20 protein-coding genes are annotated in these 24600 nt (G+C 66.5%); 6 read left to right on the top strand and 14 right to left on the bottom strand.

From position 1 onward, the window contains the following. Window positions 1–3 precede the first annotated feature (3 nt). Window positions 4–255 carry a DUF1289 domain-containing protein gene (locus tag ACEI37_RS19340; RefSeq protein WP_373377766.1) on the bottom strand — a complete coding sequence of 84 codons (252 nt, stop codon included), beginning with the start codon at window positions 253–255 and terminating at the stop codon, window positions 4–6. Between the two features lie 166 nt (window positions 256–421). On the opposite strand from ACEI37_RS19340, the gene ACEI37_RS19335 reads away from it, so the two are divergent. Together ACEI37_RS19335 and ACEI37_RS19330 are read left to right on the top strand one after the other, a co-directional pair. Further along, on the top strand, window positions 422–895 hold the full coding sequence (locus ACEI37_RS19335) for a PaaI family thioesterase (protein ID WP_373377765.1): 474 nt from the start codon (window positions 422–424) through the stop codon (window positions 893–895). Window positions 896–1273: 378 nt separating this feature from the next. Further along, the gene (locus ACEI37_RS19330) at window positions 1274–3301 is read left to right on the top strand and encodes a galactose oxidase-like domain-containing protein (RefSeq protein WP_373377764.1); all 2028 of its coding nucleotides are present in this window, start codon (window positions 1274–1276) and stop codon (window positions 3299–3301) included. A gap of 134 nt (window positions 3302–3435) precedes the next feature. On the opposite strand, the gene ACEI37_RS19325 is transcribed toward ACEI37_RS19330, so the two are convergent. The 5 genes from ACEI37_RS19325 to prpB all read right to left on the bottom strand — a co-directional run bounded on the left by ACEI37_RS19325 (window position 3436) and on the right by prpB (window position 11080). After that, window positions 3436–4560: an asparaginase gene (locus ACEI37_RS19325; RefSeq protein WP_373377763.1), complete on the bottom strand. Its 1125-nt coding sequence runs from the start codon at window positions 4558–4560 to the stop codon at window positions 3436–3438. 293 nt (window positions 4561–4853) lie between these two features. Next, on the bottom strand, window positions 4854–6044 hold the full coding sequence (prpF, locus tag ACEI37_RS19320) for a 2-methylaconitate cis-trans isomerase PrpF (RefSeq protein ID WP_373377762.1): 1191 nt from the start codon (window positions 6042–6044) through the stop codon (window positions 4854–4856). A 135-nt stretch (window positions 6045–6179) separates the two neighbouring features. Beyond that, window positions 6180–8792 (bottom strand): Fe/S-dependent 2-methylisocitrate dehydratase AcnD, encoded by a 2613-nt coding sequence (gene acnD / locus ACEI37_RS19315; protein ID WP_373380249.1) that lies wholly within the window; start codon window positions 8790–8792, stop codon window positions 6180–6182. 123 nt (window positions 8793–8915) lie between these two features. Further along, a complete protein-coding gene (gene prpC, locus ACEI37_RS19310; protein WP_115671092.1) occupies window positions 8916–10073 on the bottom strand; it encodes a 2-methylcitrate synthase in 1158 nt (385 codons plus the stop codon). A gap of 98 nt (window positions 10074–10171) precedes the next feature. Beyond that, entirely contained in the window at window positions 10172–11080 is a 909-nt protein-coding gene (prpB, locus tag ACEI37_RS19305) for a methylisocitrate lyase (protein ID WP_116356517.1), read from the bottom strand. Window positions 11081–11361: 281 nt separating this feature from the next. On the opposite strand from prpB, the gene prpR reads away from it, so the two are divergent. Further along, window positions 11362–13335 (top strand): propionate catabolism operon regulatory protein PrpR, encoded by a 1974-nt coding sequence (gene prpR, locus ACEI37_RS19300; protein ID WP_373380248.1) that lies wholly within the window; start codon window positions 11362–11364, stop codon window positions 13333–13335. Window positions 13336–13487: 152 nt separating this feature from the next. On the opposite strand, the gene ACEI37_RS19295 is transcribed toward prpR, so the two are convergent. Further along, on the bottom strand, window positions 13488–14489 hold the full coding sequence (locus tag ACEI37_RS19295) for a cysteine synthase A (RefSeq protein WP_373380247.1): 1002 nt from the start codon (window positions 14487–14489) through the stop codon (window positions 13488–13490). A 141-nt stretch (window positions 14490–14630) separates the two neighbouring features. After that, window positions 14631–14924 carry a putative quinol monooxygenase gene (locus ACEI37_RS19290; RefSeq protein WP_092318219.1) on the bottom strand — a complete coding sequence of 98 codons (294 nt, stop codon included), beginning with the start codon at window positions 14922–14924 and terminating at the stop codon, window positions 14631–14633. A gap of 225 nt (window positions 14925–15149) precedes the next feature. Here ACEI37_RS19290 and ACEI37_RS19285 point away from each other — a divergent pair, with 225 nt between their 5' ends. Next, a complete protein-coding gene (locus ACEI37_RS19285; protein ID WP_373380246.1) occupies window positions 15150–16373 on the top strand; it encodes an HD-GYP domain-containing protein in 1224 nt (407 codons plus the stop codon). A gap of 29 nt (window positions 16374–16402) precedes the next feature. On the opposite strand, the gene ACEI37_RS19280 is transcribed toward ACEI37_RS19285, so the two are convergent. Further along, entirely contained in the window at window positions 16403–17311 is a 909-nt protein-coding gene (locus tag ACEI37_RS19280; RefSeq protein WP_373380245.1) for a LysR family transcriptional regulator, read from the bottom strand. Between the two features lie 119 nt (window positions 17312–17430). On the opposite strand from ACEI37_RS19280, the gene ACEI37_RS19275 reads away from it, so the two are divergent. Then, window positions 17431–17748, top strand: coding sequence for a multidrug efflux SMR transporter (locus tag ACEI37_RS19275; RefSeq protein ID WP_373380284.1), 318 nt, complete (start codon window positions 17431–17433; stop codon window positions 17746–17748). An 81-nt stretch (window positions 17749–17829) separates the two neighbouring features. After that, the gene (locus tag ACEI37_RS19270; RefSeq protein ID WP_373380244.1) at window positions 17830–19158 is read left to right on the top strand and encodes a mechanosensitive ion channel family protein; all 1329 of its coding nucleotides are present in this window, start codon (window positions 17830–17832) and stop codon (window positions 19156–19158) included. Window positions 19159–19296: 138 nt separating this feature from the next. Here ACEI37_RS19270 and purT read toward each other — a convergent pair whose 3' ends face one another. The 5 genes from purT to ACEI37_RS19245 form a co-directional block, all read right to left on the bottom strand. Continuing rightward, window positions 19297–20502, bottom strand: coding sequence for a formate-dependent phosphoribosylglycinamide formyltransferase (gene purT / locus ACEI37_RS19265; protein ID WP_373380243.1), 1206 nt, complete (start codon window positions 20500–20502; stop codon window positions 19297–19299). Window positions 20503–20574: 72 nt separating this feature from the next. Further along, the gene (locus ACEI37_RS19260; RefSeq protein ID WP_373380242.1) at window positions 20575–21054 is read right to left on the bottom strand and encodes a hypothetical protein; all 480 of its coding nucleotides are present in this window, start codon (window positions 21052–21054) and stop codon (window positions 20575–20577) included. 142 nt (window positions 21055–21196) lie between these two features. Then, window positions 21197–22441: an MFS transporter gene (locus tag ACEI37_RS19255; RefSeq protein WP_373380241.1), complete on the bottom strand. Its 1245-nt coding sequence runs from the start codon at window positions 22439–22441 to the stop codon at window positions 21197–21199. Window positions 22442–22721: 280 nt separating this feature from the next. Continuing rightward, the gene (locus ACEI37_RS19250; RefSeq protein ID WP_373380240.1) at window positions 22722–23852 is read right to left on the bottom strand and encodes a hypothetical protein; all 1131 of its coding nucleotides are present in this window, start codon (window positions 23850–23852) and stop codon (window positions 22722–22724) included. Window positions 23853–24196: 344 nt separating this feature from the next. Then, window positions 24197–24598, bottom strand: coding sequence for a hypothetical protein (locus ACEI37_RS19245; protein ID WP_373380239.1), 402 nt, complete (start codon window positions 24596–24598; stop codon window positions 24197–24199). Window positions 24599–24600: the final 2 nt, after the last annotated feature.

The following is a 24600-nucleotide window of genomic DNA, read 5'->3' as shown; positions in this document are numbered from 1 at the left end:
GCCTCAGCCCTGGCGGAAACGCTTGCCGGTGCCTTCGCGCGTGATGCGCTCCCACACCTGCTGCTTTTCCTCGTCGCTGAAAAATACCCAGTTGCTGACCTCGGCCGCGGTGCGGCCGCAGCCCTGGCACACCTCGTCGAACAAGGTCGAGCAGATGCCGATGCAGGGGCTGTCCGGGCGTTCGGACAGCGTGGAATCCGTGGTGCCGTGGTCCGGTTCGGGGCGCAGCGGGGCGGATTCGAAAGGTGACGGCATGGTGGCGGGAAGGCGGAGCGTGAAACGGCCGCCCATTATATCGGGTGCGCAAGGGCGGCTCGTCGAAGGCCGTGCCGCGGGGCCGGGATTACCTCGGAGGTCATTGAGCCGCAAGGCCCCCGCCGTTACGCTGCCTCAAGCCTCGAACCTTCAGCGGAGTTCAGCCATGCCTCATACCATCGCCGCCGTGCCCCTTTCCCAGGACTGCCGCCCAGCCGGCATCGACCCGCGCATGCGCGCCATGGTCGACAACGTGCTGCTGGGTTCTCCCGTGGCGCGCGCCCTCGGCGTGCGGCTGGCAAGCCTGGCGCCGGACCATGTCGAACTGGAGATGCCGTTCCTGCCGACCAACGTGACCCACGGCAGCATCGTGCACGGCGGTGTCATTGCCACGCTGATCGACATCGCCGGCGCGGCCGCGGCGGCGTCTGGCGCCAATGCCGACGAGGTGAAAGGCGGAGCGACCGGTTCCCTGTCGATCCAGTACCTGGCGCCGGCACAAGGCGCCGCGCTGCGGGCGGTGGCGTCGGTGGCCCGGCGCGGCCGCCGGCAGGTGGTGACGGATGTCTCGGTGTACGCCGAAGCGCCCGACGAGGGCGTGCTGGTCGCCAGGGCCTTGATGAGCAGCGCCATGTTCTGAGCCGGCCGGGATGGCAGCCCGCGCTGCTCGCGTTTATTAACGCAATTAACCGCCAGAAATTCCCCTCACACCCACGCGCGCCAGTTGTACTGGCGCGATGTGCTCGCAGTTGCCGAGCCGGTCTAACCCGGCCACAAGGCACGCAGATGCCACGCATCACGTCTGTGCGGTGGGCCACATACGTACGCGACCATATGTGTATCGGCCAGGCATCGGCGGGCCGATGCGCTGCCTAAACTGATTTTATGCTCACCACCGGATTTGCAAAAAAAGGGCGGTGCAATGCTGCACGCCGACAACATTTATGCATTTAAAGAAAAGCCAAAACAATTGAAAAAATCCGGGTCTTTGGGGCAATGGTCTCGAAGGAGGTGTGGCATGAAGACCGTGCAAAAAACTTTCGCGGCGGCAGTGGCGGGCACGTGCTCGTTATGGCTGTTGGTCGTGCCGGCAGGCCCCGCGCGGGCAGCCGTTGAGTGTCCCGAAGCCGGTCCGGCGGTATGTGGAGAAAAGAGCGGCCTGGTTCCGGCTCACAAGGATTTTATCCATGCAACGCTGATATGGAACAAGAAATATTCGGCTTGCCCCAACATGCTGGTCTGGATGCGGCCGTCGGAATATAAGCCAAAACACTATCTCAATCCGCCAGTTCCCGGCAGCAATGTATTTCCGGGATTCAATCAGAAATACATCGACCTGGTACAGGGCGGTTTCGGCCTTGGCCAGCTCGACGAGAGCGGCTGGTCGCGCTACGGCCCTGACCTCGAGCGCGAAAACGCGCAGATTCTCGATGTGTGCGGACTGCAGTCGATGATCGATACCGGCGTGTTCACCAAGCATGCGATCGCCGACCTGACCAGCGCGGAGATCAGCAGCACCGACCGGTTCTTCACGGATGCCGGCTTTTCAAGGGGCCTGGGCTATAACCTGTTCTGCAATGGGCATGTGTCCGGCGTGGATGGCCGCATCTACGTGGTGGGGCTGCATGACAAGGGCGGCAACAACGGCGGCAGGAAGGTCAATATATTCGACCCGAAAACCGAGGCATGGGTACCAAGGCCGATGCCCTGCGTCAGGATCGGCTATGAAATGGATCCGACCGGCGTGCTGTCTCACTGCGATCCGCTCAACGAAAACAATACCGATCCGCCGACGCCGTCAGACCTGAAATACCAGCGCTGGTACCCGACCGCGGTGACCTTGCCGGACGGCAGGATCCTGGTCCTGTCCGGCTCCGACCAGGACACCAGCGTGGGACCGGCCAATGCCGGCAGCACCAAGGTGCGCCAGGGCGTGCCGGAAGTCTACGACCCGAAGACCGACACGACGGTCGCGCTGGAAAACGCGTGGAAGCAGTTGCCGATGTATCCGCGCGCGTTTGTCGTCCAGACCGGCCCGAACGAGAAGGACTGGAAGGTCGCGGTCACGGCCGAGGTGGTGCCGCCGCTGCCGGGCCAGCCGGGCGGCCTCAATATCGGTGGATACGATCCGTTCTTCTACAGCGGCAATACCTACGTGCTCGACGTCCAGGGCGCGCTTGCCGATCCGCTGATCGCCACGCGCGCGCAGAATCACTGGACCTTCGTCGACACCGCCCAGAATGGCCACGACAGCGGCGCCGGCGTGCTGATGGTGACGATTCGCGCGGACGGCAGCTGGGCCCAGGAGGTCTTCCTGTTCGGCGGCTCCAGTGGGGGCAACACGCCAGACTCGGCGGTCGCGGAAACGATCGATTTTTCCAGCGCCACGCCGAAATGGAAGCCGCTCGCCAGTCTCGTCCAGCCGGCCACGCAGAACAATGTGGTGGCCTTGCCGGACGGGAAATTGCTGGTGGTTGGTGGCGCGAGCGGAAGCACGAACAGCCTGCGCTACCAGATGTTCAATCCGGCGGATGGCAGCCGGACCGATCTCGTGTCGTCTCCCGTACCAAGGCACGATCACTCCACCGCGCTGTTGATGCCCAATGGGGCGGTGTGGGTCATGGGCGGCAACCGCGTCAACCTGATTCCGGGTTCGCCGCAGACGCAGGCGCAGCGGGATGCCGCCGTCCCGGTGATCGAGCAGTACAAGCCGCCTTACTTCTTCAAGGGGGCGAAGCCGGTCATCGACAATGCGCCGCCCAGCATCCGCCACGGCAACAAGTTCAAGCTGGAGGTCTCCGGCACGGAGGTGGCATCGGTCACGATGATCCGCACCGGCCCGGTCACGCACAACTGGACCTGGGGCAACCGGTACGTGAAGCTGCCGTTCGCGCAGCAGGGCGGCAAGCTCGAAGTCACCGCGCCGCCGCTGCCGGGACTGGCGATTGCCGGCGATTACCTGCTTTACGTGGTCGGCACGAACGGTGCGGTCAGCGACGGCCGGCATGTGGTGCTCAAGCTCATGAGCGACCCTGAGCAGGATTGATGGCGCCGCTCGGCTTCCCGGCCCGGCCGCATCGCTTCCGGTTCAGGACAGCGACGCGGCCGCGGGGCGGCAAGCGGCTGCGTGCCGGGATCGGCCAGGCGATGGCGCTGGACGACCCCGGTGCTGCCCCTGGATCAGTACTTCCAGAATACCTGCTGCAGCGCCTTGCTGTCGTTGGTCTGCGTCAGCGCCAGCGCCATCAGGATGCGCGCCTTCTGCGGCAGCTGGTCGTCGGTGACGATCCAGTCGTACTTGTCGTCCGGCTGCTCGGCGTTGCGCACCACCACGCCGCTGCCGGTGCGCGACGCGCGCACAATCTGCACGCCCTTGGCGCGCGCGGCCTTTAGCGGCTCGACCATGTAGTCGCCGACGCTGCCGTTGCCGGTGGCGGCGTAGATGATGGCCTTGGCGCCGCTCTTCACCGCCGCCTCGACCGCGGCCGGGTTGGCGTTGCCGTAGGCATAGACCACCGCCACCTCGGGCAGCTTGTCGATCTTGTCGATGTCCCACTGCGTCTGCAGCGTGTGCGGACGCGCCGGCAGGCGGTAGAACAGCGTGCGGCCTTCGACCACGTAACCCAGCGGGCCGAACGGCGAGCGGAAGGTCTCGGTCTTGAAGGTGTTGGTCTTGGAGACGTCGCGGCCGGTGTGGATCTCGTCGTTCAGCACCGCCAGCGTGCCCTTGCCCCTGGAAGCCGGGTTGGAGGCAACCAGCACGGCGTCGTAGAGGTTCAGCGCGCCGTCGGCACCGAGCGCGGTGCCCGGGCGCATCGAGCCGACCACCACCACCGGCTTGTCGCTCTTCAGCGTCAGATTGAGGAAATACGCGGTTTCCTCGATGGTGTCGGTGCCGTGCGTGATCACGATGCCGTCGACGTCAGGCTGCTTGAGCAGCTCCGACACGCGCTTGGCCAGCTTGAGCAGGCGTTCGTTGTTGAAGCTTTCCGAGCCAATCTGGAAGATCTGCTCGCCCTTGACGTTGGCGACCTTGGAGATCTCCGGCACCGAGGCGATGATCTTGTCGACCGGGACCACGGCGGACTGGTAGGCGGCGGTGTTGGTCGCCGCCGCGCCGGCGCCGGCAATGGTGCCGCCGGTGCCGATGATGACGATGTTGGCCTTGCGCGCTTCGGCCGGGGCCGTGGCAGCGGCGGCGGCAGGCTGGGCCGCGGGCGCGAGCTGCGCGTGCGCGGCGCCGGTGATCAGGCTCGCCGACAGCAGGGCAGCGGCCAGCGTGGTGACGCGGGCGGAATATTTCATGGTTCTCCTCGGTATCTATACGAACGTGTGGCCCGTACTGGAAGCGGCACGACATACCTTATGGGTGGAATGGTGCCGTCCGTGTTCAGTCGGTGGCTGCCCGCGGCCGGCCCTGTTGTGCAGGGTCCGGTTCAGGCAGCGGCAGAGACTATACGTGAGGAGAAATTCGCGGTGGAAGGGCGGCGCAAGGGTTATGCCGATTCGGCATAAAAACTACGTCGCCATAACCTCCGGCGCATACTTCGCCGGACCGGCCGAGCGGCGCCGGCACTAGCCTTTGGCTTGCAGCCGACTCAGAACGCGTCGCCCGGCACGCGCACCCAGCCTTCCATCAGCACGCGTGCGCTGCGGCTCATGATGGCTTTTTTGACCACCCATTCCCCATCGACCCGTTGCGCCTCGGCACCGACGCGCAGCGTGCCGGACGGATGCCCGAACCGGACCGCATTGCGTTCGCCACCGCCGGCCGCCAGGTTGACCAGCGTGCCGGGGATCGCCGCCGCGGTGCCGATGGCCACCGCCGCCGTGCCCATCATGGCGTGGTGCAGCTTGCCCATCGACAGCGCGCGCACCAGCAGGTCCACGTCGGCCGCGGCCACCTGCTTGCCGCTGGAGGCGGTGTAGTCCGCCGGCCTGGCCACGAAGGCGACCTTGGGCGTGTGCTGGCGCTTGGCCGCCTCGTCGACGTTCTTGATCAGTCCCATGCGCAGCGCGCCGTAGGCACGGATGGTTTCGAACATCGCCAGCGCCTTGGTGTCGCTGTTGATGGCGTCCTGCAGTTCGGTGCCGGTGTAGCCGATGCTGTCGGCATTGACGAAGATGGTCGGGATGCCGGCGTTGATCATGGTCGCCTTGAGCGTGCCGACACCCGGCACCTCGAGGTCATCGACGACATTGCCGGTCGGGAACATCGCACCGCCTGCGCCTTCTTCCTCGGCGGCAGGGTCCATGAACTCGAGCTGGACTTCGGCGGCGGGGAAGGTCACGCCGTCGAGCTCGAAGTCGCCGGTTTCCTGCACTTCGCCGTTGATGATGGGCACATGGCCAATAATGGTCTTGCCGATATTGGCCTGCCAGATGCGCACCACGGCCACGCCGTTTTGCGGGATGCGGCCCGGGTCAACCAGGCCGGCGCTAATGGCGAACGGGCCGACCGCGGCCGACAGGTTGCCGCAGTTGCCGCTCCAGTCGACAAAGGGCTGGTCGATCGAGACCTGGCCGAACAGGTAGTCGACGTCGTGGTCCGGACGCGTGCTCTTCGACAGGATCACGGTCTTGCTGGTGCTGGACGTGGCCGCGCCCATGCCGTCGATCTGCTTGCCATAGGGATCGGGGCTGCCGATCACGCGCAGCAGCAGCGCATCGCGCGCGGGGCCTGGCACCCGGGCGCGCTCGGGCAGGTCTTGCAGGCGGAAGAACACGCCCTTGCTGGTGCCGCCACGGATGTAAGTGGCGGGGATCTTGATCTGGGGTACGTGGGCCATGGGAAATGGTTGTCCTGATTAAGCTTGTGGGCCTGGTGGCCTGGTGGCCTGGAGTCAAAGCACGGTGTGGATTTTCGCCCCTCTCCCGCAAGCGGGAGAGGGGAGCACACCACCGGCTTCGGTAGCAGCTCGAGCTTACGCCGCCGCCTTGTTCGACTCCAGGAAGTCCTGCGCAAACCGCTGCAGCACGCCGCCAGCCTCGTAGATTGACACTTCCTCGTCGCTGTCGAGACGGCACGTCACCGGCACTTCCACGCGCTCGCCATTCTTGCGATGCACCACCAGCGTCAGCGTCGCGCGCGGCTGGCGTTCGCCGATTACGTCGTAGGTCTCGGTGCCGTCCAGCCCCAGCGTCAGGCGGTTCACGCCCGGCTTGAACTCCAGCGGCAGCACGCCCATGCCGATCAGGTTGGTGCGGTGGATGCGCTCGAAGCCTTCGGCGACGATGGCTTCCACGCCGGCCAGGCGCACGCCCTTGGCAGCCCAGTCGCGCGACGAACCCTGGCCATAGTCCGCGCCGGCGATGATGATCAGCGGCTGCTTGCGGTCCATATAGGTCTCGATCGCTTCCCACATGCGCACGACCTTGCCTTCCGGCTCGATGCGCGCCAGCGAACCCTTCTTGACCTGACCGTCGACCACCGCCATTTCATTGATCAGCGTCGGGTTGGCGAAGGTGGCGCGCTGCGCGGTCAGGTGGTCGCCGCGGTGCGTGGCATACGAGTTGAAGTCCTCTTCCGGCAGGCCCATCTTGGCCAGGTACTCGCCCGCCGCGCTGTTCAGCAGGATTGCGTTGGACGGCGACAGGTGGTCGGTGGTGATGTTGTCGCCCAGCACCGCCAGCGGCCGCAGGCCCTGCAGCGTGCGCGCGCCGGCCAGCGCGCCTTCCCAGTACGGCGGGCGGCGGATATAGGTGCTCTGCGGGCGCCAGTCGTACAGCGGCGCGGCGCTCTCGCCGGTTTCCGCGGTCAGCGCGAACATCGGCTCGTAGACCTTGCGGAACTGCTCGGGCTTGACGCTCTGTCTGACGATGGCGTCGATCTCGTCATCGCTCGGCCAGATGTCCTTCAGGTAGACCGGCTTGCCGTCCTGGTCGGTGCCCAGCACGTCCTTCTCGATATCGAAGCGGATGGTGCCGGCAATGGCGTAGGCCACCACCAGCGGCGGCGATGCCAGGAAGGCCTGCTTGGCATACGGATGGATGCGGCCGTCGAAGTTGCGGTTGCCGGACAGCACCGCGGTGGCGTACAGGTCGCGGTCGATGATTTCCTGCTGGATTTTCGGATCGAGCGCGCCCGACATGCCGTTGCAGGTGGTGCAGGCAAAGGCGACGATGCCGAAGCCGAGCTTTTCCAGGTCGGGCAGCAGCTTGGCTTCTTCCAGGTACAGCTCGACCGCCTTGGAGCCGGGCGCCAGCGACGACTTGACCCACGGCTTGCGCGTCAGCCCGCGCGCGTTGGCGTTGCGTGCCAGCAGCGCGGCGGCAATCACGTTGCGCGGGTTGCTGGTGTTGGTGCAGCTGGTGATGGCGGCGATGATCACGGCGCCGTCGGGCATCAGGCCTTCCGCTTCCTGCGCGCGGGCCTTGTCCAGGTCCACGGCGATGCCGCGCTCGGCCAGCGCCGAGGTCGGCAAGCGTTTGTGCGGGTTGGACGGGCCGGCCATGTTGCGCACCACGGTCGACAGGTCGAACCTCAGCACGCGCTCGTATTCGGCGTGCCGCAGCGAATCCGCCCACAGCCCCGCGGTTTTCGCGTAGGTCTCGACCAGCTTGAGCTGCTCGTCGGTGCGGCCGGTCAGGCGCAGGTATTCGATGGTCTGCTCGTCGATAAAGAACATCGCCGCGGTGGCGCCGTATTCGGGCGCCATGTTGGAGATGGTGGCGCGGTCGCCCAGCGTCAGGCTCGACGCGCCTTCGCCGCGGAATTCGAGGTAGGCGCCGACGACTTTTTCCTTGCGCAGGAATTCGGTCAGGGCCAGCACGATGTCGGTGGCGGTGATGCCGGGCTGGCGCTTGCCGGTCAGCTCGACGCCGACGATATCCGGCAACCGCATCCACGAGGCGCGGCCGAGCATCACGTTCTCGGCCTCCAGGCCGCCCACGCCGATGGCGATCACGCCCAGCGCATCGACGTGCGGGGTGTGGCTGTCTGTGCCGACGCAGGTGTCGGGGTAGGCCACGCCGTTGTCAGCGTGGATCACCGGCGACATCTTCTCCAGGTTGATCTGGTGCATGATGCCGTTGCCCGGCGGGATCACGTCGACGTTCTTGAACGCCTTCTTGGTCCAGTCGATAAAGTGGAATCGGTCTTCGTTGCGGCGGTCCTCGATGGCGCGGTTCTTGGCGAAGGCATCGGGATCGAAGCCGCCGCACTCCACCGCCAGCGAGTGGTCGACGATCAGCTGCACCGGCACCACCGGGTTGACCTTGGCGGGGTCGCCGCCCTGGTCGGCAATAGCGTCGCGCAGGCCGGCCAGGTCCACCAGCGCGGTCTGGCCCAGGATGTCGTGGCACACCACGCGCGCGGGGAACCACGGGAAGTCGAGGTCGCGCTTGCGCTCGATCAGCTGCTTCAGCGAATCCGTCAGCGTGGCGGGGTCGCAGCGGCGCACCAGGTTTTCTGCCAGCACGCGCGACGTGTACGGCAGCTTGTCGTAGGCACCCGGCTGGATCGCCTCGACGGCGGCGCGCGCGTCGAAGTAATCCAGCTTGGTGCCCGGTAGCGGTTTGCGGTTTGCAGAATTCATGGTGTAGGGAAATCGATATAGGTATGAAAAAGGGGTAGTGGCCCAGTGTCAGCGACCAACTACCCCTTTGCCCGCAGGCTCGGATTCAATGCAACCCGACGCGGGGCAATCCGGCAGCCGGTCTTACTTGCGATCCTTGATCGGCACGAACTTCAGGTTCTCCGGCCCGGTGTAGTTGGCGCTGGGGCGGATGATCTTGTTGTCGATGCGCTGCTCGATGATGTGCGCGGCCCAGCCCGAGGTGCGCGAGATCACGAACAGCGGCGTGAACATCGCGGTGGGCACGCCCATCATGTGATAGCTGACCGCGCTGAACCAGTCCAGGTTGGGGAACATCTTCTTGATATCCCACATCACGGTTTCCAGGCGCTCGGCGATGTCGAACATCTTCATCGAGCCGGCGTCCTTCGACAGCTTCTTCGCCACTTCCTTGATCACCTGGTTGCGCGGGTCGCCGGTGGTGTACACCGGGTGGCCAAAGCCGATCACGACTTCCTTGTTCTCGACGCGGCGGGTGATGTCGGCCTGGGCCTCGTCCGGGTTGTCGTAGCGCTTCTGGATCTCGAACGCGACCTCGTTGGCGCCGCCGTGCTTGGGGCCGCGCAGTGCGCCGATCGCGCCGGCGATCGACGAGTACATGTCGGAGCCGGTGCCGGCGATCACGCGCGCGGTGAAGGTCGACGCGTTGAACTCGTGCTCGGCATACAGGTTGAGCGAGGTGTTCATGGCGCGCTCCCACAGCGCCGACGGCTTCTCGCCGTGCAGCAGGTGCAGGAAGTGGCCGCCGATCGAATCGTCGTCGGTTTCCACCTCGATGCGGCGGCCGTTGTGGCTGTAGTGGTACCAGTACAGCAGCATCGAGCCGAGGCTGGCCATCAGCCGGTCGGCGATGTCGCGCGCGCCCGGGGTGTTGTGGTCTTCCTTCTCCGGCAGCACCGTGCCCAGCACCGACACGCCGGTGCGCATCACGTCCATCGGGTGCGCGCTGGCCGGCACCCATTCCAGCGCCGCCTTGACATTGGCGGGCAGGCCGCGCAGCGACTTCAGCTTGGCCTTGTAGGCGGCCAGCTCGGACTTCGTCGGCAACTTGCCGTGCACCAGCAGGTGGGCGATTTCCTCGAACTCGCAGGTCTCGGCGATATCGAGGATGTCGTAGCCGCGGTAGTGCAGGTCGTTGCCGGTGCGGCCAACGGTACACAGCGCGGTGTTGCCGGCGGTCACGCCCGACAGCGCGACGGATTTCTTGGGCTTGGGAGTGACGAGCGGTTGCGCTTCGGACATCTGGGTCTCCTTGGTGTGATGCCTGGTGTTGCTGTCTGTTGTCGTGCGAGCGGCCGGGAGGGGACATCCCCGGCCCGGCCGCGCCTGAGTCTGGTCGCTTACTTGCCCTTGCCTTGCGCGAACAGGGCGTCGAGCTTCTGCTCGAAGTCATGGTAGCCGATGCTCTCGTAGAGTTCGGCGCGGGTCTGCATGGTATCGACTACGTTCTTCTGCGTGCCGTCGCGGCGGATCGCCGCGTAGACGTTTTCCGCGGCCTTGTTCATGGCGCGGAATGCCGACAGCGGGTACAGCACCATCGACACGCCGGCACCGCCCAGTTCCTCGGTGGTGAACAGCGGCGTGGCGCCGAACTCGGTGATGTTGGCCAGCACCGGGACCTTCACCGCGTCGACGAACTTGCGGTACATGCCAAGGTCGGTCATTGCCTCCGGGAAGATCGCGTCGGCGCCGGCTTCCACGCACGCGACCGCGCGCTCGATCGCCTTGTCCAGGCCTTCGACGGCGAGCGCGTCGGTGCGCGCCATGATGACGAAGTTGTCGTCGGTGCGGGCGTCGACGGCGGCCTTGATGCGGTCGACCATTTCGCCCTGGGTGACGATTTCCTTGTTGGGACGGTGGCCGCAGCGCTTGGCGCCGACCTGGTCCTCGATATGCATGGCCGCGGCGCCGAACTTGATCAGCGATTTGGTGGTGCGGGCCACGTTGAAGGCCGAGGCGCCGAAGCCGGTGTCGACGTCGACCAGCAGCGGCGTGTCGCACACGTCGGTGATGCGGCGGATGTCGGTCAGCACGTCGTCCAGGTTCGAGATGCCCAGGTCCGGCAACCCCAGCGAGCCGGCCGCCACGCCGCCGCCCGACAGGTAGATGGCGCGGTAGCCGGCGCGCTTGGCCAGCAGCGCATGGTTGGCGTTGATGGTGCCGACCACCTGCAGCGGATGTTCGTCGGCCAGCGCCTGGCGGAAGCGGGCGCCAGCGGAGCGCGCGAGGTCGGATGCGGAGTAGGTCATGGCGTATGCGTTGGTGAACAGGACAAGCCGGATACTGCAAGGGGTGTGCCAGGCCTGACGAAAGCGGCCGGGAAACCCGGAATCCGTTGTCCTTATTAGGCTGGCGGGCAGGGGGGTCGGGTTTCGCCGTGGGATCCATGCCGGTATTTCCGCACATTTGAAATTCAAACGCAGTGTTTTGGAATTCAAAGTTGAAATCCCGGGCCGCGTATCGGACAATGTGACAGCACTGTACGCCTGTTCCTGCCGCCTTTCATCCCACTTTCCTTCCGCACCGCATCATGGCTCCGCCCGTTTCCACGCAAGGCCGTCCGCGCATCTGGGCGATCGGCATCAGCCGCCTCGCGCGCGCCTTTGCCGACCTGATCCCGGCCTACGCCGACCGCGCCGAATTCCGCATCGTCGGCAAGGGTTTCGAGGCTGCAGCCAGCGCGGTGTCGCGCGAGGTGCGCGAGGGCCGGCTCGATGTGGTCGTCGCCGGCGGCTCCAATGGCGCCTACCTGCGCCAGCACGTGGACGTGCCGGTGGTGCTGGTCAAGGTCACGGGCTTCGACGTGATGAGCGCGCTGGCCACGGCGCGGCGGATCTCGCCGCGCGTGGCGCTGGTCACGCACGCGGCCACCTATGCCGAGGTCGACGAATTCGTGCGCGCGTTCTCGCTGTCGGTCCCGGCCTACACCTACCTGACCGAGGACGACGCCGTGGCGCGCGTGAAGGCGCTCAAGCAGGAGGGCATCCAGGTGGTGGTGGGCCCTGGCCTGGTGACTGACCTGGCCGACCGCTATGGCCTGACCGGCGTGTTCCTGTACTCCGGCAACTCGGTGCGCATGGCGCTGGAAGACGCGATCGAGGCCGCGCGCCTGCGCCGCATCGAGGCCACCCGGCGCGACTACGTCAACACCATCCTGGCGCACCTGAACGAGGGCGTGGCGGCGGTCGATGCGCAGGGGCGGATCCAGTCCTTCAACCCGGCGATGGAGCGCTTCCTCGGCACCTCGGCCGCGGCCGCGGTGGGGCGCAAGCTGCAGACGCTGGCGCCCAGCCTGGCGCTGGAAGGCGTGATGCAGACCGGCGACAAGGAACTCGAGGCGATCCACAAGCTGGGCGACAAGATGGTGGTGGTCAACCGCATCCCGATCCTGGGCGAGGCCGGCACCACCGGGGCGGTGCTGACCATCCAGGACGCCAGCGCGATCCAGCGCGTCGACCGCAACCTGCGCTCGCGCAGCCGTGCGCGGCCGGCGGCGGTGCGCTACAGCCTCGACGACCTGGCCGGGACCTCGGCCGCGATGACGGCGCTGCGCGAACTGGCGCGGCGCTACGCCGCGGTGGACTCGACCGTGCTGATCGGCGGCGAGAGCGGCACCGGCAAGGAGGTGCTGGCGCAGGGCATGCACGACGCCAGCCCGCGCCGCGCGTTCCCGTTCGTCGCGGTCAACTGCGCGGCCTTCCCCGAGGCGCTGCTGGAAAGCGAGCTGTTCGGCTACGAAGAGGGCGCCTTCACCGGCGCGCGCCGAGGCGGCAAGGCCGGCCTGTTCGAGTCGGCCCACAACGGCACGCTGTTTCTCGACGAGGTCGGCGACATGCCGCCCGCGCTGCAGACGCGCCTGCTGCGCGTGCTGCAGGAAAAGCAGGTGCTGCCGATCGGCGGGCTCGACGCGGTGCCGGTCAACGTGCGCGTGATCGCCGCGACCCATCGCGACCTGGCCGCGATGGTGCGCGACGGCAGCTTCCGCCAGGACCTGTATTACCGCCTCAACATCCTGCGCATCGCCATGCCGCCGCTGCGCGAGCGCGCCGAAGACCTGCCGGAGCTGGCCGAACTGCTGTACCGCCGCGCGCAGGACCGGCTGGGACTGGAACGCCCGCAGCGCCTGCCGGCGGCCGCGCGCGCGCGGCTGGCGCGCTACCGCTGGCCCGGCAATATCCGCGAGCTGGAAAACGTGACCGAGCGCATCGCGGTGCTGGTCGCCGGCCGCCGGCTCGAGGGCGAGGCCCTGCAGCGGGAACTGCAGGCCGCCGCGCCCGAGCTGTTCGGCGAGGCCGCGCTGGCCACGGCGCCCGCGCCCGCAGCCGAAGCCGCACCGGCGGCGCCGGCCGCGCGGGCGCGCCGCTCGCTGGCGCGCGTCAAGCAATCGAGCGAGGTCGACCATATCCGGCGCGTGCTGGAAGAGTGCGGCGGCGACCGGACCGCCGCCTGCCATATCCTCGGCATCAGCCCGACCACGCTGTGGCGGCGGCTGAAGGCGGCCTAAGGGCGCTAATGCCGGCTAATGCCGTTCAGTTAACCACTGTCGTTCCCGCGTAGGCGGGAACCCAGCGACTTTATCCCCGGAGGGGACGTGAAAGACGCTGGATTCCCGCCTGCGCGGGAATGACAGTAGTGTTCGGGCGCCGGTTTATCGGGCTAGCCGGCGGGGCTGGCCCGGCGGAACGGAATCGGCTGCAGCCCCTTGCCCTGCAGCCACGCGTCATTGAACAGCCGCCCCATATACAGGTCGCCACGATCGCACAGCAGCGTCACGATGGTGTGCCCCGGCCCCATCTCGCGCGCCAGCGCCACCGCGGCGCCGACGTTGATGCCGGATGAGCCGCCCACGAACAGCCCTTCCTCGCGCAGCAGCCGGTAGACCATGTCGACGCAGGTCTGGTCGTCGATGCGCACGGCATCGTCGATCGGCGTGTCCTGCAGGTTGGCGGTGACGCGGCTGGAGCCGATGCCTTCGGTGATCGAGCTGCCTTCGGCCTTGACCTCGCGGTGCTTGACGAAGTGGTACAGGCCGCTGCCGTGCGGGTCGGCCAGCACGATGCGCACGCCCGGCTTGTGTTCCTTCAGGCAGCGTGCGATGCCCGCCAGCGAGCCGCCGGTCCCGGTGGCGCAGGTGAAGGCGTCGATATGGCCCGCGGTGGCCTGCCAGATCTCGGGGCCGGTGGTCTCGTAATGGGCCTGGCGGTTGGCGAGGTTGTCGAACTGGTTGGCCCAGATCGCGTTATCGGTTTCGTCGGCGAGCCGGCCGGCAATCTTCTGGTAGTTGTCGGGATCGGCATAGGGCTTGGCCGGTACCGCCCGCACCTCGGCGCCCAGCATGCGCAGCCGCTCCATCTTTTCCGGGGATTGCGTGTCGGGAATCACCACGATGCAGCGGTAGCCGCGCGCCGCGCACAGGTGCGCGAGTCCGATGCCGGTATTGCCCGCGGTGCCTTCGATCACCGTGCCGCCCGGCTTCAGCAGCCCGCGCCGCTCGGCGTCGCGGATGATGTAAAGCGCCGCGCGGTCCTTGACCGAGCCGCCGGGATTGAGAAATTCCGCCTTGCCGTAGATGTCGCAGCCGGTGTCGGCGCTCAGGCCGGCCAGCCGGATCAGCGGTGTGTGGCCGATGGTGCCGGCAAATCCATCCCTGACTTCCATGGTGCACTCCTGCCGCGCCCGTGGCGGGCGTCACCTTGAGTGATAGATCGGTGTGGCGGCAATGACAAGCGGGAGGGCGGGAAGTGACCGGGATGGCGCCTTGCGCCGGGCCGCCAATGGACCGGCAATGGGCCGGCGGGCTCAGGCGGCGTTGAGCCAGCGGAAGCTGAAGTCGCCCTCGACGAAGTCGGCGCGCGCGGCGTGGAAATCGCGCATATACGGCCGGTTCAGGTGCGATTCGAGCGCGCGCTTGGAGTCCCAGACCATGTAGATGACGAACACCCGGGCGTCCTCGGCATCCTGCCCGACGTGGTAGTCCAGGCAGCCGGGCTCGGTCAGCCCGCGCGAGCGCAGCGCGGTGAGCTGGGAGACCAGCGCGTCGCGGCGGTGGGTCTTGGCACGGGCGATGCCGACTAGCGTGTACGTTCCGGACATGGTGAACGGGGGCGACTGGCTGGCGTCTGTGAGCACTGGGCCAGCCATTGTAGCGGCGGCCATGGCTGCGCCGGCAATGCCCGACGGCGCCGTCCGGGCATTCGGGCGACGCTTGACAAGGGTGCGCGGCGCGGTTCCTGCCGCCGTGGCCGGGGCTCAAGTTATGCCCGCCAGTGCCGATAGCGGGAACGACAACAAGAAAACCATCATCCGAGAGGTTGGCGCATGCTGAGACGCATCGGGTCGGAGCAATTGCAGGTCGGGATGTTCGTCGCCAGGCTGGGCGGCCCCTGGATCAACCATCCGTTCTGGCGCGCGCGCTTCCTGGTCGCCAGCGAGGAGCAGGTACGGCAGATCCAGTCGGCGGGCGTGCGCGAAGTCTGGATCGATATCCTGAAGGGCCGCAATCTGCCGGCGCCGGAGGAGGCGGCCGACGCAGCCTCTGCCATTGCGTCGGCCCAGCCTGGGCCCAGTGCCGGTGGCCAGGCTGACGCGCCGCCAGCGACCACGCTCGAAGCCGAGATCGTGCATGCGCGCGAACTGCTGCAGTCCGGCAAGGCCGTGATCGGCTCGATGTTTGCCGACGTGCGCATGGGGCGGGCGCTGGAGGTCAGCGGCGCGCTGCTGCTGGTCGACGCGGCCTCGCGCTCGCTGTCGCGCCATGGGCAGGCGCTGCTGGCGCTGGCGCGGCTCAAGGCGCGCGGCGACGACAACTACCTGCATGCCTTCGCGGTCTGCGCCCTGATGATCGCGGTCGGCCGCACCCTGGGCCTGCCCGACGACGAGGTGCGCGAGCTGGGCCTGGCCGGCCTGGTGCATGACATCGGCAAGCTGACCGTGCCCGGCGCCGCCGCCCTCCGCGCCGGCGAGCGCACGCCCGAGCAGGAAGAGGCCTACCGCCGCCATCCCTCCGCCGGCTACCGCATCCTCAACGAAGCCCGGCTCTATTCCAATATCCCGCTCGATGTCTGCGTCCACCACCATGAGCGCGTCGACGGGCGCGGCTTCCCATTTGGCCTGGTCGGGCACGAACTGAGCATGCACGCCCGGATCGGCGCGATCTGCGATACCTACGATACGCTCACCGCCAGCCACCCCGGGCACCAGCCATGGTCGCCGGCCCGCGCGATGGAATACATGGCGGTGCGCGTGGACACGCTGTTCGACCGGCGCGTGTTCAAGGCCTTCTCGCGCACCGTCGGCATCTACCCGCTCGGCACCGTGCTGCGGCTGCGCTCCAACCGGCTGGCGGTGGTGTGCGCGCAGCATGAGGCCGACCCGCTGCGGCCCAAGGTGATGGCGTTCTATTCGGTGTCGCAGTCGCGGCCGGTGCCGACCGAGCTGATCGACCTGCGCCACGGCGACGAGATCGTGGTGGCGTTCGAGAACGCGGCGGAGTGGGGCTTTACCGATGAGCAACTGCTGGAGATGTACGCGCCAGCGGCGTGAGCCCGTCCCGCCGTTGCGCGGGTGAGGTGCTATCCCGCCAGCCATCGCCCTTGCCTGAGCCGCTCATGCAGGAAATCCCCCAGCACCCGCACGCGCGCGCTGTGCCGCAGGTCGGGGTGGGTCAGCACCCACAGGTCGGTGTCCATGGCCGCATCGGCGGGCGCCAGCCGCACCAGCGCCGGATCGTCGTCGGCCAGCAGGCACAGCAGCATGCCGGCACCCATGCCATGCCGGACCGCGTCCGCCATCGCCACCAGGCTGTCGGCACTGACCACGCGGCGCGGTTCCGGCACGTGCTCGCGGATCCAGCGCGCCTGGGCCAGGTGCGACAGCGCTTCGTCCGGCACGACCCAGTCATAGGCCGGCCAGTCCGCCAGCGCGGGGCTGTCCGCGGCGGCCGGCAGGCCGAGTTGCCGCAGATAGCTGCGCGCGGCGTACGGCGCCGTCTGCAGCCGGCCGATGCGGCGGCCCACCAGGTATTCCGGCGGCGCGTTGGCCGGGCGGATCGCCACGTCGGCCTCGCGCCGGCTCAGGCTGAGGAAGCTGTTATTGACGACCAGCTGCAGCTGGATGCGCGGATGCAGCGCGCGGAATTCGGCAAACAGCGGCATCAGCAGCGCGCCGAGCAGCGTGTCGGTGGTGGTGACGCGCAACGGGCCGCTCAGTTGGCGGTCGAGGCCGGACAACTGGCGCTGCGCCGCATCGATCTGTTCGCCGACCCCGGCCAGCCGCTGCGCCAGCGCTTCGCCGGCCGGGGTCATGGCGTAGCCGGTGGCATGGCGCTCGAACAGCAGTGTGCCGAGGGCGTCTTCCAGCCGCGCCAGCCGGCGCAGCACGGTCGAATGGTTGACATGCAAGGCGCGCGCGGCGCCGGCCAGCGAGCCGGACTGGCCCACGGCGAGGAAGTACTTCAGGTCGTCCCAGTCTGCTTCCTGCATGTTTGCATAATCCTTTTGCAAGATCGGCCAGTTCCCGTGCGGATCCGCACAGCCTACAGTGGCTGGGCGTTGCCGGCAATGGGTGCCGGCGCGCCGAGCAAAGGGAGGAAAACATGGCGATGGCGTGGACGCTGCTGTTGCTGGCCGGGCTGATCGAGATCGTGATGGCGCTGGCGTTGAAACATACCGACGGCTGGACCCGCCTGGGCCCGACGGCGCTGGGTATCGGCGCCGCGCTGGCCAGCATCTACCTGCTTAGTGCGGCGCTGCGGCACCTGCCGGTGGGGACGGCCTATGCGATATGGACGGGGATCGGCGCGATCGGCGTGACGCTGATCGGCATCCTGTTCCTGGGCGAGAGCGCATCGCCGCTGCGGCTGGTGTTGATCGGGCTGATCTTCGTCGGCATCGGCGGACTGAAGCTGCTGCCGGCGTAGGCGCCATCCGCGCTACGGGCAAGTGAGGCGGGAGCGTTCGGTACACTATCTGACCAAGACAAAGGCCAGAGCCGCCCCGCCATGAATTTCGATGCCCTGCTGGAGCTGTTCCAGCAACGTATCCCTGCCCACCCATGGGCGCAGATCGCGCTGTACCTGGTGGCGCTGGTGCTGATCGCCGCACTGGCGCAATGGTTGTTCGGCCATGTGATGTCGCGCATCGCCCACCGGCTGCTGAAGGTTTGGGGCAAGACCCCGTGGAGCACGGCGCTGACGCGCCATCGCGCCTACCGGCGCTTCGGCTATGCGGTGGGCTTTGCCGTGATCACTGTCGGCATTGGCGAAGTCCCGCACATGGGCCGCTACGCGCTGGCGATCGAGCGCCTCGCGCATGCCAGCCTATGGGTGTGCTTCTTCCTGATGCTCGGCGGCGTGCTGGGCGCCTGGCAGGACGTCTATGCTGCCAGCCGGCGGGCGCAGACGCGCTCCATCAAGGGCTATATCCAGGTGGGCCGGCTCGGGCTGGGGCTGGTGTGCGCGGTGCTGGTGCTGTCGATCCTGATCAACCGCTCGCCGCTGTGGATGCTGTCCGGCCTGGGCGCGTTGTCGGCGGTGCTGCTGCTGGTGTTCAAGGACACGCTGCTGTCGCTGGTGGCGAGCACGCAGCTGACCTCCAACGACATGCTGCGCATCGGCGACTGGATCGAAATGCCTCAGTGCAACGCCGACGGCTACGTCAAGGACATCGCGCTGCATACGGTCAAGGTGCAGAACTGGGACAACACCGTGACCACAGTGCCGACCTACAAGCTGTTCTCGGAGAGCTATCGCAACTACCGCCAGATGTTCGAGTCCGGCGCGCGCCGGATCAAGCGCACCTTGCGGCTCGATGCGGGCAGCGTGCGCTTCCTCGAGGACCGCGAAGTCCACGCGCTGATGCGCTTCCGCCTGCTGCACGATTACCTCGAGGAAAAGCAGCGCGAGGTCGACGAGGCCAACCGGCTGCTGATCGCCGCCGGCAACGACCCGGTCAACCGGCGCCGGCTGACCAATATCGGCACCTTCCGCGCCTATGGCATTGCCTACCTGAAGGCGCACCCCGAGATCCACCACGACCTGCTGCTGAACGTGCGCATGATGGAGCCCGATTCGCAGGGCATCCCGGTCGAGATCTACTGCTTCACTGCGCTCACCGCGTGGATGGACTACGAGCGCATCCAGGGCGATGTGTTCGACCACCTGCTGGCGATCCTGCCGGAACTGGGGCTGCGGCTGTACCAGGCGCCGTCAGGCGCCGACCTGAACGGCGTGCGCATCGCGCCGGTGCTGGCCGCGGCGCAGGTGGCAGCCGCGCAGGCGGTCCAGCATGCCCCGGCCCACGGTGTGGCCGCGGGCAGCCATCCGATGTAGCGGGCTAATGCCGTTCAGAGAAGGTATCAAGGACCCCCTGTCATTCCCGCGCAGGCGGGAATCCAGCGTCTTTCACATCCCCTTCGGGGATGAAGTCACTGGGTTCCCGCCTGCGACGGAACGACAGTGGCTAAGGGCTCAACCCACCGCGCGCGGGCGCACGCGGCTGGCGGCTTCCTTGGCGCGCGTGCGCGCGGTGTCGACGTCGTCGGCATAGGCCAGCGCCACGCCCATACGGCGGCGGGCGAAGCTCTCAGGCTTGCCGAACAGCCGCACCTCGGTCTGCGGCACGCGCAGGGCCTGGTCGACGCCGTCGAAGACTACGCCCTGCGCCTCGACGCCGCCGTAGATCACGGCGCTGGCGCCGGGGCTGCGCAGTGTGGTGTCGACCGGCAGGCCGAGGATGGCGCGCGCATGCAGCTCGAACTCGTTCTGCCATTGCGTGGCCATGGTGACCATGCCGGTGTCGTGCGGGCGCGGGCTGACCTCGCTGAACCAGACCTGCTCGCCCTTGACGAACAGCTCGACGCCGAACAGGCCCATGCCGCCCAGGTCGGCGGTGACCGCCTGCGCGATGCGCTGCGCGCTGGCGAGCGCGGCGGGGTGCATCGGCTGCGGCTGCCAGCTCTCGACATAATCCCCACTGACCTGCACGTGGCCGATCGGTGCGCAGAATTGCGTCTCCACCTGGCCGCTGGCGCCCACTGCGCGCACCGTCAGCAGCGTGATTTCGTAGTCGAAATCGATAAAGCCTTCGACGATCACGCGGCCGTGGCTGACGCGGCCGCCGGCCATGGCGTAGTCCCACGCCGCCTGCACGCCCTCAGGGCCGTCGATCTTGCTCTGGCCCTTGCCTGAGCTGCTCATCACCGGCTTGACCACGCAAGGGTAGCCGATGCCGCCGTCGATCGCGGCCTGCAGCTCCTCGAGCGAATCGCAGAACTTGTAGGGACTGGTGGGCAGGCCGAGCGACTCGGCGGCGAGCCGGCGGATGCCTTCGCGGTCCATGGTCAGGCGCGCGGCGCGGGCGGTCGGAATCACGCGCACGGTGCCGGCGGCTTCCAGCGTTTCCAGCATCGGCGTGGCGATGGCCTCGATCTCGGGCACCACCAGGTGCGGCTTCTCGGCTTCGATCAGCGCCTTGAGCTGGTCCGGGTCGCTCATGGCGATGGTGCGCGCGTGGTGCGCGACCTGCTGGCCCGGCGCGTTGTCATAACGGTCGACGGCGATGGTCTCCACGCCCAGGCGCTGCAGCGCGATCACAACCTCCTTGCCGAGCTCGCCGGAGCCGAGCAGCATCACTTTGGTGGCGGAGGGGGAAAGGGGCGTTCCGAGGGTGGTCATGGCGGCAGAGCGGCGAGGCGCAGGGAAAAAACGCGATTGTACGTGCTGCCGCGCCCGCTGGCGCCGCCGGGCCTAGTCTTCGGCGTCGCGCGAGCTGGCGGGGCGCCGCGCCGCCTGGTCCTTGCGGTCGGCTGCCTCGGCCTCGGCCGGGCTGGAGGCGACGCCGTACATGCCGTGGCGCGGCGTGCCCGGGGGCAGGTTGCCGAGTTCGGTGGGCTGGTAGGGGTGCGGCCCCGGCGGCGGCTGCGAGGTATCGCTGGACGGATGCGCGCGGCCGGTCAGCTTCTCGTCCTGCGTGACGCTGTGGCCGCCGTAGTGGTAGTCGGTCAGCGAGCCCTCATGCGCGGGCGCCGACGGAGCCGGCGCGCCGGAGATATCGGTCACGCGTACCGGGATTGACGGATAGACCTGCTGCGCGCCGGCGATCGCCATCTCGGGCGAGTCGAACTCGCCGTCGAGCCGCTCCGGCGCGCCGTTGCCGGTGCGCATTTCCAGATGCCAGCGGCCGTCTTCCGGGCCGCAGACGAGGATTTCCTGTTCGGTCGAGGTCATGGGGCCTCCTGGGGTCTGAGCGTGCGTCTCTGCCCAGACAGGCACGAACCGTTCCAGCCGCGCGGCCCGCGCGCACGCATGGCGCCCGCGCCGCCGCGTGACGCCAGATTTACAATCGCAGTCCGTTCTTACCGCCGCTGCCTCAGGACGTCGCCATCAGCGGCGGCCGCGTCCGGGTGACCACTGCGAAAGCAATCTGCGCGAGTCCCGCCGCCAGCCCCAGCGCCACGCCGACCTGCCAGGCCACGGTATAAGAGCCCAGCGCGTCATAGACCAGCCCGCCGCCGAAAGCGCCGACAAAGCTGCCGATCTGGTGGCTGAAGAAGGCCACGCCGCCCAGCATCGCCTGCCAGCGCAGGCCGAAGGTCTCGGCGATCCAGCCCGACACCAGCGGCGCCACGCCCAGCCACAGGAAGCCCATCACCGCGGCGAACACCAGCGTGCTCTGCGGCGTCGGCGCCGACGAGAAGTACCAGGTCAGGGCCAGCGAACGCAGCGTGTAGATGCCGCCCAGCAGCATCAGCTTGTTGTAGCGGCCGCCGGCCCAGCCGAAGAAGATGCTTCCCAGCACGTTGAAGCCGCCGATCACGCCCAGCGCCTCGGCGCTCAGCATCGGATCCATGCCGCACACGTCCAGATACGATGGCAGGTGCGTGGTCAGGAACACCAGCTGCATGCCGCAGACAAAGTACGCCAGCGCCATCACCACGAACGGCGCGTGGCGCAGCGCGGTGCCCAGCGCCTGGCGCGCGTTGTCCTGGCCGATACCCGCCGGCGTTGCCAGCGGCAGCCGGTCGACGCGCCCGGCCGACCACGCCGCCGGTAGCATCACCAGCGCCAGCAGCACGAAGGCCGCCAGCCCGGTGCGCCAGCCATAGGCCTGCGTCACCATCTGCCCGATCGGCGCCGCCAGCAGCGCGCCCAGCGAACCCGCGCCCGATACCAGCCCCAGCACCGTACTGCGCAGCGCCGCCGGCACCGGCCGCGCCGCCACCGCCATCGCCAGCGCGCTGCCGGTGCAGGCCATCGACGCGCCAATGGCCACGCCCGCGCCCAGCGTAACGCCGACCATGCTGTGCGCGGTCGCCAGCAGCACCAGCCCGATGACGTAGAGCAGCGAGCCCGCCATCATCAGCGGCCGGAAGCCGATACGCGTGGCCCAGGCGCCGGCGAGCGGCTGCAGCAAGCCCCACGCCAGGTTCTGCACGGCGATGGCGACGGTGAAATCCGACACCGAGATGCCGATGTCGCGCGTCAGCGGCGGCATGAAGATGCCCAGGCTCTGGCGCAGGCCCATGGCCAGGCTCAGCATCACGGAAGCGCCGAGCAGGATCGGCAGCGCCGGGCGCAGGCCTTCGAAGCGGGAGGGGGCAGGGGAGATGGGCACGGCAGGTCTCGTCGCGGGGACTATCGTTATCGTTGTGGGCCCCGGGCGCCTTCCATGTCTGCAATGTCTGGAATTTAAGCGGGCACTGAATATACCGCAGGGTAAGGCGAGGGTATGCCGCGACAGCCGGACGTGTCAATTTGGCTTTGGGGCGGGGCGCCTTTTGGTTTGGCGAAGCCGGCCCCGTGTCTGACCGGAATGACTTAGTATCACCTCGTCATATCTGGCGGGCTGAGTTACGCTTCTTTGCCTGGTAGACCAACCCCCGTCAACTTGAATTTCATCGGCTAGGCCTATGTGGCTTGCCCTTACGACAACGCTCGTAGGTCGCTGAAATGGCCTGGACGTATGCCAAGCCATATCGAGGCGACTTCATGCGAGCGACGATTTTTCTCATAATCTCTGAATTCTTCGTCAAGACTACTGTGTCTTCCGCCGAAAGATCCAAGTCTGACCGACTGACGCTTTCGCCTTTTCGCTGCGCCGCTCGGAGTTGCTTCATGACTCGCGCCGCCGTGTCGGTTCGCATGAAAGACAGGCCATCCGTAAGCTCCTTGGGCGTGAGATCGTCCTCAAGCAGAACTGCCACCTCATTTGAAAGAACTGTACCGTCTATCTCCTGCATGCACCGGAGCATTCGATCATTCCAACCGTCCGCTTCGCGCCACACCGTCAACGACTTCCTGTACTCCTCTGTCGCCGACTCAAAAAAAAGCAGTGAGGCCAATTCTCGCGCGGCGGCTCTTGGCGATATATCGAATGGCTCGGTGTCAACTGAGATATCAGGCCTTGCTGCATGAACCATTTCTGAGGTAACACTACCTTGCAGTGAGCATCCAACGCGCACGACGCCAGGAAACTCCGGAGGGCCGCCATTTTCGATGAGGAAAACCCGCTCGATAGTTCCATGTGCGGGGGCGACGCCCCCCGCGAGGTTATCATCTGGCAGCCAGGCTCCGTCTTTCCACAGCTCCGATCGCACGTACACATCCCCATCGCGCCGCAGATGGGTACCTTCACGAAGTGCAGGCGCGATCTGTCGCTTCACTTCCTCAATGGTTCCCTGAACAAAGAATCCCCACGAATAGTAGCGACCGCCAACTGCTAGATCCAAAATGTCATCAAAGTAGCCAACAAGGCTTAGACTTCCGTCAGGATAGGGCGCGGAGAACGGTACCGTGTTGCCTAGTTCGCCAGAACGATCTGGCACTTTGATATATGTACGATTCCCACGGCCGTCCCTTATCGGGACGATTTTCCCTAATACCTCACGCTTTGCGTGAAGCGCCGAGAAAAACTCTTGTCCACAGGACGAAAGTGCGGGTAAGAGTGTTGGACGCTCCTCAGCCGCCCCGACTTCCCTCATTGCAATAGCGAAGAAAATTGCGGTTAGTATGTTTCTTATTAGCATAAAAATAATTCACCTTTCTGCGGGATGCGGGTCTCCCCGACAGCCATTGCCATGCTCTGCTAGGCTTGATTCTATTCAAGTCAATGGCAATTGGTGCGACGAGCGTTGAAAATCCTCACATGTCAAGCGCGCCCGCTATGGTAATCAGAAGGAGAGATGGCTTCCTTAGCGGAGGTTTCGCTTAGTAGCTGCCGCCGAAGAATTGACATGACTATTAATGTTGTTTACATGTTTCTATATACGGGCAACGCTTCGATTTTTTCAACAGCACAAAAAAAAGGAGTCTGCGCGAGGACATCGATTGCCTGCGCTGGATTTGTTTTTCTCGCCTTTCTAGCGATCACCTACAGGTTCCCGTACAGGTGCAAACCATCTTCATCACGGATCGCATACACCTCTTCGTATTGGAATGAAAGCACAAAGTGCGCCGCACTCCGACGTTCCAACTCCTGTAAGAGACGGATAATCTCGTCGCGGCACTCGTCGAATTTTGATGAAATAGCGTCTAGTGAAACACGACTGCCGACGCGCCAATGCAGAGGAGAAGGTACTAGTTCCGCCAGCACTTGAGATGGAGATAAATCCGTCCTGTCTCGATATAAGAAGAACATATTTGAGCCTAGAAAATTTCCGCTGAAGCCAGCCTCATCTTCTGAAAAAATCGATGCTCCGCAAGCTAGAAGAGCTGACTTCATTACCCCCCTCGACAAGCCACCTTCAACTTCCAGCATATAGGTAAGTGACATGA

This window comes from Cupriavidus nantongensis, from assembly GCF_041726985.1.
GTDB lineage: Bacteria > Pseudomonadota > Gammaproteobacteria > Burkholderiales > Burkholderiaceae > Cupriavidus > Cupriavidus nantongensis_A.
This window is presented reverse-complemented; position numbering and strand designations above follow the sequence as displayed.

What these genes read in the sequence shown, in the direction of transcription:
- ACEI37_RS19270 (WP_373380244.1), top strand. Translation starts at nt 17,830, where the DNA reads ATGAATTTCGATGCCCTGCTGGAGCTGTTCCAGCAACGTATCCCTGCC.
- prpR (WP_373380248.1), top strand. Translation starts at nt 11,362, where the DNA reads ATGGCTCCGCCCGTTTCCACGCAAGGCCGTCCGCGCATCTGGGCGATC.
- ACEI37_RS19275 (WP_373380284.1), top strand. Translation starts at nt 17,431, where the DNA reads ATGGCGTGGACGCTGCTGTTGCTGGCCGGGCTGATCGAGATCGTGATG.
- ACEI37_RS19285 (WP_373380246.1), top strand. Translation starts at nt 15,150, where the DNA reads ATGCTGAGACGCATCGGGTCGGAGCAATTGCAGGTCGGGATGTTCGTC.
- ACEI37_RS19325 (WP_373377763.1), bottom strand. Translation starts at nt 4,560, where the DNA reads ATGAAATATTCCGCCCGCGTCACCACGCTGGCCGCTGCCCTGCTGTCG.
- ACEI37_RS19340 (WP_373377766.1), bottom strand. Translation starts at nt 255, where the DNA reads ATGCCGTCACCTTTCGAATCCGCCCCGCTGCGCCCCGAACCGGACCAC.
- prpF (WP_373377762.1), bottom strand. Translation starts at nt 6,044, where the DNA reads ATGGCCCACGTACCCCAGATCAAGATCCCCGCCACTTACATCCGTGGC.
- ACEI37_RS19290 (WP_092318219.1), bottom strand. Translation starts at nt 14,924, where the DNA reads ATGTCCGGAACGTACACGCTAGTCGGCATCGCCCGTGCCAAGACCCAC.
- prpB (WP_116356517.1), bottom strand. Translation starts at nt 11,080, where the DNA reads ATGACCTACTCCGCATCCGACCTCGCGCGCTCCGCTGGCGCCCGCTTC.
- prpC (WP_115671092.1), bottom strand. Translation starts at nt 10,073, where the DNA reads ATGTCCGAAGCGCAACCGCTCGTCACTCCCAAGCCCAAGAAATCCGTC.
- ACEI37_RS19260 (WP_373380242.1), bottom strand. Translation starts at nt 21,054, where the DNA reads ATGACCTCGACCGAACAGGAAATCCTCGTCTGCGGCCCGGAAGACGGC.
- ACEI37_RS19330 (WP_373377764.1), top strand. Translation starts at nt 1,274, where the DNA reads ATGAAGACCGTGCAAAAAACTTTCGCGGCGGCAGTGGCGGGCACGTGC.
- ACEI37_RS19245 (WP_373380239.1), bottom strand. Translation starts at nt 24,598, where the DNA reads ATGTCACTTACCTATATGCTGGAAGTTGAAGGTGGCTTGTCGAGGGGG.
- ACEI37_RS19280 (WP_373380245.1), bottom strand. Translation starts at nt 17,311, where the DNA reads ATGCAGGAAGCAGACTGGGACGACCTGAAGTACTTCCTCGCCGTGGGC.
- purT (WP_373380243.1), bottom strand. Translation starts at nt 20,502, where the DNA reads ATGACCACCCTCGGAACGCCCCTTTCCCCCTCCGCCACCAAAGTGATG.
- ACEI37_RS19295 (WP_373380247.1), bottom strand. Translation starts at nt 14,489, where the DNA reads ATGGAAGTCAGGGATGGATTTGCCGGCACCATCGGCCACACACCGCTG.
- ACEI37_RS19335 (WP_373377765.1), top strand. Translation starts at nt 422, where the DNA reads ATGCCTCATACCATCGCCGCCGTGCCCCTTTCCCAGGACTGCCGCCCA.
- acnD (WP_373380249.1), bottom strand. Translation starts at nt 8,792, where the DNA reads ATGAATTCTGCAAACCGCAAACCGCTACCGGGCACCAAGCTGGATTAC.
- ACEI37_RS19250 (WP_373380240.1), bottom strand. Translation starts at nt 23,852, where the DNA reads ATGCTAATAAGAAACATACTAACCGCAATTTTCTTCGCTATTGCAATG.